Here is an 11,131-nt window from a genome sequence, read left to right as displayed (position 1 = left end):
CTGTTTAATTAAAGCAGTTCATGTTGGAGCAACAACACAACAACGAATTTTATTTGAAATAGCCAATGTCGATACGCTGTGGGCGGAATTTAGAGTTTTTGCTACTCATTTTAATAAAGTTGAGGTCGGTCAAGAAATCGAAATTGAATTTAATGGGGAGGCAATCACCTCAACAGTAACCAATATTATTCCAACTAAAGATCAGCCATTCGTCTTTGTTCGAGCACTTTTAGATAATACAAAATTTAACCTTTCTTCAGGCCAACTGTTAAAAGGATATATTACGACAAATCAATTCGACGTTGACTTAGCAATCGAAAAGCTTGCATTACAAGAACTAGGTGGGCAGCTAGGTGTATTTGTTAAAGAAGGTGAAGAATACGAATTTACGCCGTTAATATTGGGCCGTTCAGACAAAAATTACATAGAAGTTATCGATGGACTTGTACAAGGTTCTGAGTATGTAAGTAAAAATAGCTTTTTGATTAAAGCGGATATTTTAAAATCTGAAGTAGAAGACGACGATTAGGAGACGTAAGATGATTGAATCAATTCTGCGTCTAACTATAAATAGGCGCTATCTAATATTAAGTATGCTGTTTGTCATTGTTAGTGTTGGCTTATGGAGCTATCAAAAACTCCCTATTGATGCAGTTCCTGACATTACCAACGTGCAAGTACAAATTAACACGTCTGCCCCCGGTTATTCTCCTTTAGAGGCTGAACAACGGATAACGTTTCCGATAGAAACAGCATTGGCTGGGTTGCCAAAGCTTTCTCACACTCGATCTCTGTCAAGATATGGCTTGTCTCAAGTAACTGTCATCTTTGAGGAAGGGACAGACATTTACTTCGCAAGAAATTTAATCAATGCCAGATTAGGGGCGATTAAAAGTGTTCTCCCTAATGGATTGGAGCCGGAAATGGGGCCAATTTCGACAGGACTTGGCGAAATTTTTATGTATACCGTGCAAGCTTTACCTGATGCAAGAATGCCTAATGGTAAAGAATATACGGCCATAGCATTAAGAGAAATACAAGACTGGATCATAAAGCCTCAATTGGCCCAAGTTAAAGGGGTCATTGAAGTCAATAGTATTGGAGGATATAACAAGCAATATCATATCACTCCAAGCCCAGAGAAGTTGTTATATCATCAAATAAGCTTTGAAGACTTGTCTAACGCGTTGCGAAATAGTAACGATAATCGTGGAGCGGGTTATATAGAGCAAAACGGAGAACAAGTGCTTGTTCGTTCTGTAGGTCAACTTGCTAAGATTGATGAAATTCTCAATGTTGTTGTTAAAAAAGATAATGGCGTTCCAGTAAAAATTAGCGATGTTGCCAGTGTCGCCATTGGTAAAGAGCTTAGAACTGGGGCCGCAACTCAAAATGGTATTGAAACCGTTTTGGGCACCACTATGATGTTGATTGGCGAAAATTCTCGCACAGTTGCTTTGGAAGTTGAAAAGAAGCTTAAACAAATTCAAACATCCCTCCCTAAAGGTGTAATTGCAGAGCCTGTTTATAATCGAACAACGCTCGTTGATAAAGCAATTGCAACAGTGACAAAAAACCTTGTAGAAGGGGCACTTTTAGTCGTTGTAGTTCTATTTTTATTATTGGGGAATTTACGTGCTGCCCTTATTACTGCGGCGGTAATACCTTTATCAATGTTGATGACAATAACGGGAATGGTAAAAACAGGCGTCTCTGCAAACTTGATGAGTTTAGGCGCATTAGATTTTGGCTTAATCGTCGATGGTGCCGTCATCATCGTCGAAAACTCAGTTCGTCGTCTTGCTGAAGCTCAACACAATGGGCATAGGCAAGATTTAAGAGAACGACTCAATACCGTTTTCGAAGCGACCTCTGAAGTTATACGACCCAGCTTATTTGGTGTTGCCATTATCACAGTAGTTTATATACCGATTTTCACGCTCACAGGTGTAGAAGGCAAGATGTTCCACCCAATGGCAGCAACAGTAGTCATGGCTTTAATTTCTGCAATGATCTTATCAGTTACTATCGTGCCTGCTGCTGTCGCAGTGTTTATGAAAGGTAAGATTAGTGAAAAAGAAAGTGTTGTGATCAGTTCAACAAAATCTGTGTACAAGCCACTATTAATTCTGGCATTAAAATTTCGCTGGGTCATTGTATCAATATCAATTGCTTTAATGGGGTATAGCCTGTGGATAGCGACAACGCTGGGTACAGAGTTTGTCCCGCAGTTAAATGAAGGCGATATAACCGTGCAGGCTTTAAGAATACCATCAACCAGTCTAGAGCAGTCTGTTGAAATGCAGGAAGTATTAGAACAGAGAATAAAAGCTTTTACTGAAGTTGATAAAGTCTTTTCTCGAATAGGGACGCCTGAAGTGGCGACAGATCCAATGCCACCGAGCATTGCTGATATTTTTGTCATCTTAAAACCTCGGAATGAGTGGAGCGAACCAACAAAGGCGAAGAGTGAACTTGTTGAAGAAATGGAAGAAGCATTAAAAAGTATTCCCGGAAATAATTATGAGTTTACTCAACCAATTCAGATGCGTTTTAATGAGTTGATTTCTGGTGTTCGAGCAGATCTAGGTATAAAGGTATTCGGGGATGATTTGGAGCAATTGTTATTTACTGCTAACGATATACTCAATATTGTCAAAACAGTTGATGGAGCTGCCGATGCACGTATGGAGCAAGTTACAGGAATACCTTCGTTATCCATTCTTCCTAAAAGAGAATCTTTAGGAAGGTACGGGTTAAATGTAACTCAGCTTCAAGATTGGGTAGCCGCTGCAATAGGAGGTGAGTCAGCCGGGATTATATATGAAGGTGATCGCAGATTTGAATTAGTGGTGCGCCTCCCTGAATTAATCAGAATGGATATTGAAGGGTTGAAGTCACTACCACTTCCACTTGGCAACGGTAATTATGTACCTCTTGAAGAAGTTGCATTACTTAAGTCGGAGTCATTGCCAGCACAAATTAGCCGAGAAAATGGAAAGCGCAGAGTTGTAGTTACCGTCAATGTTCGTGGCAGGGACTTAGGAAGCTTTGTGAAAGAAGTAAAGGCCAAAATAAGTAGCGAGGGTGAAGTCCCAGCAGGCTATTGGCTTGATTATGGAGGTACATTCGAACAACTTGAGTCGGCAAGTAAACGATTGAGTCTAGTTGTGCCTATTACATTGGTTGTTATATTGGGTATTTTAGTTATTGCTTTTGGTTCGATTAAAGATGCTTTGATCATTTTTAGTGGTGTGCCTTTGGCTTTAACTGGTGGGGTATTTTCGCTCTATTTACGAGATATGCCACTTTCAATTTCAGCAGGTGTTGGCTTTATTGCACTGTCAGGAGTCGCTGTATTAAACGGCTTAGTTATGTTGGCTTTTATTCGCGATTTATGGCACGAAAAAGGCGATCTTTATTTAGCTATTGTAGAGGGAGCTATTGTTCGTCTTAGACCAATATTGATGACAGCCCTAGTGGCAAGTTTAGGTTTTATACCAATGGCTTTAAACACAGGCATTGGTGCAGAGGTGCAACGTCCACTTGCTACTGTGGTCATTGGAGGCATTATATCTTCGACCATTTTAACTCTGTTTGTATTACCAGTATTATACCAATGGGTACATGGCTCAGATAGCAATAAGCAACTTTCAAATGATATATAAGTAAATCCTAGCAGCTTAATTCTCTATTAAAATTAAGCTGCTTTTTTAAGGCTAAAGGACGGAAAGCTTAAAGTTTAGATATTTTATCTCGACAATTTTCATTAGGGAATTCAAATTCAATTGTTGTATGTGACAAATTATATGATGAAAGCTCTGTCGATACTTCTTGTTTAAGCTCGATAAGTTTATCTATATCTAAATCTTGAGCTAACTCTAAGTGCGCCGTTAATACATGACTCTCTCCATCTAATGACCAAAAGTGCATATGGTGAACGTCATTAACTTCAGGTAATTTAATAAGAGATTGTTTGATACTTTGTTGAGTTTGTTCATCCGGTGCGGCTTGAAGAAACAAAACAAGTGTAGATTTTAGATTTCTGAAAACATTAAATAAAATAAATAATGTAAAACCAATTGATAGCAGTGGGTCTAGTATTGGCAGTTCTACAAATAACAACACAATTGAAACAATTAGAACGGCGACCCAACCCAGAACATCTTCCAGTAAGTGCCAAGTTAGTACTTTTTCATTTAAAGTTTCCCCAGCTTTTAATTTGAATACGGCATACCCATTTACGGCAACACCGAGTATCGCAAGCCCTAACATTCCTTCAACTACAGGCATTTCAGGGTTGGTTAGCCTTGGAATTGCTTCAAACAACACCCAAATTGAGCCAATTACTAATACAACGCCATTTACCAATGCCCCGAACAGTGTAAGTCGGCGGTAACCATAGCTGTATTTATCTGGCGCTGCTTTGTTTGAAAAACGACTTAATATCCATGCAAAGCCAATCGATAAACTATCTCCTAAGTCATGCACCGCATCAGCCATAATAGCGGTACTGTTGGTGAGCCAACCACCAATAAATTCGATGATCGTAAAGGTAACATTCAGAAAAAATGCCCAACCAATCCTGTCGTCTGTTCCATGTTGATGACTATGACTATGACTATGACTATGCATTTTGTACCTCCAGCGCTTTATTTTTTCTTAGATTAGTGACATTGAAATTTATTAGGTGGCGGATCACTTTTTGATACATCCAGCGTTTGACTCCAGACAAATTAGTGCCTTTTTCAAGATAAAACTCATCAGGGGAATTATAAAGTCCAAAGTCGTCGTGAATCCCTTCTTTTTGAATATATGTGTCGGTTCCGCGCCAATCTGTATCTGGTGATGAAAAACATTTTGTTGCAACACCATAACCACAGAAATTGTCTTTTATTTGATTAAACTTTTGCTGTATTGAAGTGAGATATTGATTGTCTAAAATAAAGCCCTCTAAGTTGATCCAACGTCCTTCAAAGTAAAATTCAACCCAACTGTGAATAATGTATTTGGGCGCTAACCAAAAGACATAGGTAGGAATAGCTCCTTTTTGTAATTGCTGATCTATTGTAAACCCGTGAAATCGGCACTGAATTCTTAATCCACGTAATAAGGCCATTAAAAGGTTGCCCTTAGTGTTACATTGCCCGTATCCGTCAGATAAAACTTCACTTGCGGAAATATCGTCGCTTTCGTTATAGCCAAATAGTATTTCGTCTTTTACAAACTGATAAGCAGTGCCAATCTTGTTGTAGTCATCAAGTTCATGCCATTTTCGCTCTGTTATTAATGATTGGATAGTGGGGTGTTCAAAATTAACTATCTCAGTTTTTTTAAGATATTCTTGATTCATAAGAGCTTCCTTACTTTGAATTGCAGCAGGTTGATTGTTTATTTTTATCTGATACTTCAGATGTATATTGAGCCGATACTAATTCTTGTTTGGCATCCGTTAATATCATGTAAGCACCTCGAAGAATTAACATTGAAATGATGCTACCAATAACAATATCAGGCCAGCGTTGTTCTAGCACCATGACAAGTATGCCAGCAAGTACGACACCAAGGTTTGCGATCACATCATTAGCTGAAAATATCCAGCTAGCCCTCATATGCACTTCATCATTGTTGTGTTTTCGTATAAGCATCAAACAAATGACATTAGCGATTAAAGCCACAGAACCAACTCCAATCATAAACCAAGAATGAGGCTCACTTTCTCCAACTAGTCTCCTAGCTATATCGAGAAGAATTAGACCCCCTAACCCCAATTGGAAATAACCACTTACTAATGCTGCATTAGCTTTATGTTGGATTGACTTCCCCACGGCATATAAGGCAATGGCATAGACGATAGCATCAGCTAGCATATCTAACGAATCAGCAATTAATGCGGTTGATTCAGATAACCAACCTAAACCAATTTCATACAAACATCGTGGCATTTATAGCTAAAAGCCAATAAAGCACTGTTTTTTGTTGGTCATCTTTTAATTCTACTTCACAGCCACAACCGCTCATTTTTTAACTCCGCCTTACTTGTATAATTCAAGTGTAAAACCTATAGTAACTATAGGGTCAGGTTTAAAAGAAAATATTATGAAAATAGGTGAATTATCGAAAACATCCGGTTGTTCTATACAAACGATCAGATACTATGAAAGAGAAGGCTTACTTTCTGAGCCTGAGCGGACAGAAGGTAACTTCAGATTGTATGACGTTACCGCTTTGAAGCAATTAGAATTCGTAAAACATTGTCGCAGTCTCGATATCTCTCTGATTGATATCAAACGTCTTATCGACCTAAAAAATAAACCAGAAGAAAGTTGTTCAAGTGTAAATGAACTGATTAAACAGCAATTAGATTTAGTTAATAAACGCATAAAAGAATTAAAAGCCTTAAAAATCGAATTACAACAAATGGCTAGTACGTGTAATTCTGATAATACCATTGAAGGGTGTGGGATAATTAAGTCATTAGATAGCTAAAGTGATGTATAAAAGACTCTTTTTTAACTCACCTTGATTATTGATACAGGCTAATTAATAGTTATTTTCTTACCCACACGAACAGATTTGAGTTCCCCGGCAAAATCTCTCTCAACTAACAATAGAGATTTGTCGCTAGTATAGTGAGCACCTAACGTGACCATTTTGAGTCTACGAGACATTAAATTTATGTCACTAAAGACGTATTGTTTATCAATAAGCGAGCATACTCCTTCGCTGTATATCAATACCTTTGACGGGGATGTATATGCATTTACAAGATAAACGAGTCAGAATTAGAGATGTATCAACCATGTGCACTGGTATAACTTTTGACTACTAACCGTCAAATGAGATTATGAATGCTACATGTACCCCATTGAAAAAATTGATGAATATCAAATATTCACAAATGCTCACATGACATCAATTTACTTCTTCAATAATTTGTATTAGTATAAAGAGTGTATATTTTTGTGAGAATTTTATGTCAAGAGCATTTTCAAAAGTCTTAGTAATGACGCTTATGCTGATTGCCTTTGTTGGGCAAGTATTTGCGTATTCTGCTATGTCTTGCGAAATGTCATCAAGTTCTCACGAGTCACACATGAACATGGAACATTCCAAGATGAGTCATCATGAAGGAATGAATCATGGTGATATGAATAAAAGCAGTAGTGGTCAATCAGAAGATTGTTGTGATGTTGAATGTGTTTGTCCTGCAAATGCTTGCTCATCTACGACTGTCCTAAATTCCAGCGTTTACTCGACAGATATTCAATTATTGAGTGAATCTGTAGCTGATCTGCTATTTAATCAACCTCATTCAATTTCAACCTCTCTTTATCGTCCACCGATTTTTGCCTAATACAGGATTAGTGCGCCCAAATTTTGCGCACATGTAATTAATTTTTCTGTTATTCAATATAGCGTCGTAGCGCTATAGATATTTTCCAGCGAAGTCTGGGGGCAAAATGATCAATATGTATTTAAAAATAGCAGTCGTGATGCTGCTTTTACCTACGTTTGCAAATGCTAATGAATATAACCATGTAAGCAATCACACCGTATCACCTTTGGAGTTAATCGTTTATAAAACCCCTACTTGTGGGTGTTGTAAAAAATGGATAGCTCATATTGAAGATGAAGGTATCGTTGCGCATTCCAAAGATTTTCGAAACATCAGCAACATCAAAACTAAGTATGGTATTAAGCCTAATTACCGTTCCTGCCACACGGCAGTTAGCAGAAACGGGTTTGCCTTTGAAGGTCATGTACCTGCTAAATTTATTCAGCAGTTTTTATCAGAAGAACATCCCAATGCGATTGGGCTTTCAGTTCCAGCAATGCCAGTTGGCTCTCCCGGTATGGAAGTTGACGACCGTTTTATGCCATATAACGTGTTAATTCTATTTAAAGATGGAACGAGCGAAGTCTATGCAAAAGTTAGGACATACGAGGAGCAACTTTAATGAAATTGAACGTTTTAAACCTTACTTCACTTTCAACTGCACTATTACTCGGCTTATCTGTATTCTCAGCTCAAGCTGAGAAAGTAGTGTCACTTGAACAAGCAATAACCTTAGCTCAGCAAAATGATCCTTGGCTTCATGGTAGCCGATTGAAACAAAGTGCGGTTGAAAATAGAAGTATCGCTTCAGGTACTATGCCTGATCCGAAAGTATCGCTTGGGATAATGAATTTACCAACAGATACTTGGGACTTAGATCAGGAAGGAATGACGCAGCTAAAGGTTGGCGTCTCTCAAATGTTTCCGAGAGGAGATAGCCTAGAGATCAAACAAGACCAGTTAAAAATTGAGTCTACGAAATTTCCCCTGCTACGCGAGGATCGTAAAGCGAAGTTGAAAAGCCAAGTGTCACAACTTTGGCTAGATGCTTACTTAGCACAACAGACTATTAATTTGATTGAAGCGGATTGGGCGCTTTTTGAGCAGATGGCGGAAGTGGCTAAAGCTAGTTACTCAAACGTTGTTGGTAAAACCAGACAGCAAGATGTTATTCGTGCTCAGTTGGAAATTGTGCAGTTAGATGACAGATTAACTTCGCAAAAGCAGAAACTAGAAATGACAATCGCTCGTCTCAATGAGTGGCTTCATATTTACGATGCAGAACGTTTGAATGAATCATTTAATTTTGACGCTCTACCTCTTGAGTTTAGTGTATCAAAAGAATTGCCCTCGATTCGATTGAAGAATCCAACCGTCCTTAAAGCATCTAACTACTCAAGGAATATATTGGCTCAGGAACTTGCGAATCATCCAGCCATACTTGCAATTGATGTGAAACGCAAAGCTTCAGAAAAAGGTGTCGAATTAGCTAAACAGCAATATGAGCCACAATGGGGTGTCAATGCAAGCTATGCATATCGTGACAATATGCCTTCTGGTGATAGCCGAGCTGACTTATTTTCTGTTGGCGTAACATTTGACTTACCGTTGTTCACTGAGAATAGACAAGATAAGCAAGTTGCAGCTTCTATTGCTGAATCAGAAGCGGTTAAAACCGAGAAGTTATTGCTGACAAAACAAATGATCAGTGCGGTGGAAAAGGAGCTTAGACAGCTTAAGCGTTTATCTGATAGACAATCTATCTATCAAGAACAACTCCTTAAACAAACTCATGACCAAGCGGAAGCTTCTTTGACGGCTTACACCAATGATGATGGCGATTTTGCCGAAGTTGTTCGAGCAAGAATTGCCGAATTAAATGCCAGAATATCAGCTTTAAGAATTGATGTTGATGCACTTAAAACAGTTGCTCGCATCAACTATTTCTTTACGCAATCTAAATCAAATGCTGAACATAAGCCACTGCAAACTCAGCACTTATCCAATCAGGAATTTGGAGAAAAATAATGTCAACGAATACGAAAACAATTATTGCAGTCATAATTGGAGCTGCATTGGGTGCAGGGGCATTGAGTTTATATCAAGGTACAGATTCAAACAGTAATACTGATGAAGCGACATCAACAGAGAAAAAACCGCTGTATTGGGTCGCACCGATGGATTCTAATTACCGCCGGGACAAGCCCGGTAAGTCGCCTATGGGGATGGATTTAATTCCTGTGTATGAGGAAGAGTCATCTGGCGATGACTTTGGTCCCGGAGCAGTAAAAATTGCGCCTCATGTAGTGAATAACCTTGGGGTTCGCACTGCACCTGTTGAACTGAAAAATATGCATACTGAAATCTCAACAGTAGGTTACGTTCAATATGATGAAGATAAGCTAATTCATATCCACCCACGTGTTGATGGTTGGATTGAAAAACTTTACATCAAAGCAGCAGGTAACCCTGTAGAAAAAGGTCAGCCTCTTTATACGCTGTATTCTCCTCAGTTAGTTAACGCGCAAGAAGAACTGTTGATAGCTTTAAAGCGTAATAATAGTTCCTTAATTTCGGCGGCGAAAGATCGCCTTAAAGCATTACAGCTTTCATCAGACTTCATTCAAAAGCTAGAAAAGACACGAAAGGTACAGCAAACCATCACCTTTTACTCCCCTCAGGCGGGTGTTGTTGATGACCTGAAAGTTAGAGAAGGCTTCTACGTCAAACCGGGTAATACTATTCTAAGCATTGGTCAACTAGATCAAGTGTGGGTTGAAGCAGAGGTGTTTGAACGGCATGCCGCCCTGATTAAAAAAGGTCTGCCAGTATCAATGACTCTGGATTATTTACCCGGTGAGGACAGGGCTGGTGTCGTTGATTATGTCTATCCAACATTGAACAGTAAAACACGCACACTCCGAGTGCGACTGAGATTTGATAACTCAGACTATCAATTAAAACCGAACATGTTTGCACAAGTATCTATTCACGCCAATCAAGCTGAAAGCACCATACTCGTACCTAAAGAAGCTGTCATTCGTACAGGCAAACAAGACAGAGTTGTGCTTGCTTTGGGGGATGGGCAATTTAAGTCTATCGAAGTGACAATTGGCCGGGTTGATATGGATAGTATCGAAATCTTAGAGGGTCTTAATGAGGATGATGTTGTGGTGACATCAGCTCAATTCCTGATTGATTCAGAATCAAGCAAAAATTCTGATTTCAAACGAATGACTCATGATGAAGTGCCTAACTCTGTTTGGATGGAAGGCGAAATCAACAGCGTTATGGCGGGTCATCGCATGGTTAACATTACTCATGGTCCTGCTGAAGCTTGGGATTGGCCGGAGATGGTTATGGATTTTACTGTGGCTGAAAAAGTCGATATTGACTCATTAAAGTCTGGTCAATCTTTGCACTTTGAAGTGAGTAAAACCGAAGATGGTGGATATGAAATTACTGGAATTCATATCATGAGTGAGCCTGTTGATATGAGTGAAGAAGTATCATCAGCAACCGTATCAGGTTTGATCAATGCGATTGATATTGATACACGGATTCTAAATATTAGCAGAGGCCCAATAGAGAAATGGGATAGACCTGCTGCGACGATGGATTTTATCGTCGCGGACAATATAGAAATGGTTGATTTCAATGTTGGTGATATTGTCACTTTCACCTTTGAGGTAAGAGATGACTTAGTGATCACTGAAATCTCCCTTGAATCAGGCGAACAACACGGCAAAGAAAATAAGCCTGTAGTTGATCACTCGAATCATTAAGCTGGGA

9 protein-coding genes and 1 pseudogene are annotated in these 11,131 nt (G+C 38.9%); 7 read left to right on the top strand and 3 right to left on the bottom strand.

Annotated elements, in window-relative coordinates; all coding sequences use genetic code 11:
• Positions 1 to 529: efflux RND transporter periplasmic adaptor subunit (locus C1E24_RS01765; RefSeq protein WP_138478165.1), on the top strand; the 529-nt coding region annotated here is incomplete at its 5' end.
• A gap of 10 nt (positions 530 to 539) precedes the next feature.
• A complete protein-coding gene (locus tag C1E24_RS01760; protein WP_138478163.1) occupies positions 540 to 3,668 on the top strand; it encodes an efflux RND transporter permease subunit in 3,129 nt (1,042 codons plus the stop codon).
• Positions 3,669 to 3,735: 67 nt separating this feature from the next.
• Here C1E24_RS01760 and C1E24_RS01755 read toward each other — a convergent pair whose 3' ends face one another.
• From C1E24_RS01755 to C1E24_RS01745, 3 genes and pseudogenes are all read right to left on the bottom strand, one after another.
• A complete protein-coding gene (locus tag C1E24_RS01755) occupies positions 3,736 to 4,635 on the bottom strand; it encodes a cation diffusion facilitator family transporter (RefSeq protein ID WP_138478161.1) in 900 nt (299 codons plus the stop codon).
• Positions 4,628 to 5,353, bottom strand: a complete 726-nt coding sequence (locus C1E24_RS01750; protein WP_138478159.1) for a transglutaminase-like domain-containing protein — start codon at positions 5,351 to 5,353, stop codon at positions 4,628 to 4,630. Before C1E24_RS01750 ends, C1E24_RS01755 begins: the two co-directional genes overlap by 8 nt.
• Before the next feature lie 10 nt (positions 5,354 to 5,363).
• Positions 5,364 to 6,021: pseudogene (locus C1E24_RS01745) on the bottom strand (cation transporter).
• Between the two features lie 78 nt (positions 6,022 to 6,099).
• On the opposite strand from C1E24_RS01745, the gene cadR reads away from it, so the two are divergent.
• The 5 genes from cadR to C1E24_RS01720 all read left to right on the top strand — a co-directional run bounded on the left by cadR (position 6,100) and on the right by C1E24_RS01720 (position 11,124).
• Positions 6,100 to 6,489, top strand: a complete 390-nt coding sequence (gene cadR / locus C1E24_RS01740) for a Cd(II)/Pb(II)-responsive transcriptional regulator (RefSeq protein ID WP_138478157.1) — start codon at positions 6,100 to 6,102, stop codon at positions 6,487 to 6,489.
• Between the two features lie 487 nt (positions 6,490 to 6,976).
• Positions 6,977 to 7,357: a hypothetical protein gene (locus C1E24_RS01735; RefSeq protein WP_138478155.1), complete on the top strand. Its 381-nt coding sequence runs from the start codon at positions 6,977 to 6,979 to the stop codon at positions 7,355 to 7,357.
• Between the two features lie 106 nt (positions 7,358 to 7,463).
• Positions 7,464 to 7,961 carry a DUF411 domain-containing protein gene (locus C1E24_RS01730; RefSeq protein ID WP_138478153.1) on the top strand — a complete coding sequence of 166 codons (498 nt, stop codon included), beginning with the start codon at positions 7,464 to 7,466 and terminating at the stop codon, positions 7,959 to 7,961.
• Complete coding sequence (locus C1E24_RS01725; protein ID WP_138478151.1) at positions 7,961 to 9,367, top strand: TolC family protein; 1,407 nt, start codon at positions 7,961 to 7,963, stop codon at positions 9,365 to 9,367. The genes C1E24_RS01730 and C1E24_RS01725 overlap by 1 nt, the downstream gene beginning before the upstream one ends.
• Positions 9,367 to 11,124, top strand: a complete 1,758-nt coding sequence (locus C1E24_RS01720) for an efflux RND transporter periplasmic adaptor subunit (RefSeq protein WP_138478149.1) — start codon at positions 9,367 to 9,369, stop codon at positions 11,122 to 11,124. Before C1E24_RS01725 ends, C1E24_RS01720 begins: the two co-directional genes overlap by 1 nt.
• The last annotated feature ends 7 nt before the right edge of the window (positions 11,125 to 11,131 follow it).

It is taken from the genome of Pseudoalteromonas phenolica (assembly GCF_005876835.1).
GTDB lineage: Bacteria > Pseudomonadota > Gammaproteobacteria > Enterobacterales > Alteromonadaceae > Pseudoalteromonas > Pseudoalteromonas phenolica_B.
The sequence above is the reverse complement of the archived record's forward strand: the minus strand, read 5'-3'. Positions and strand labels throughout refer to the sequence as shown.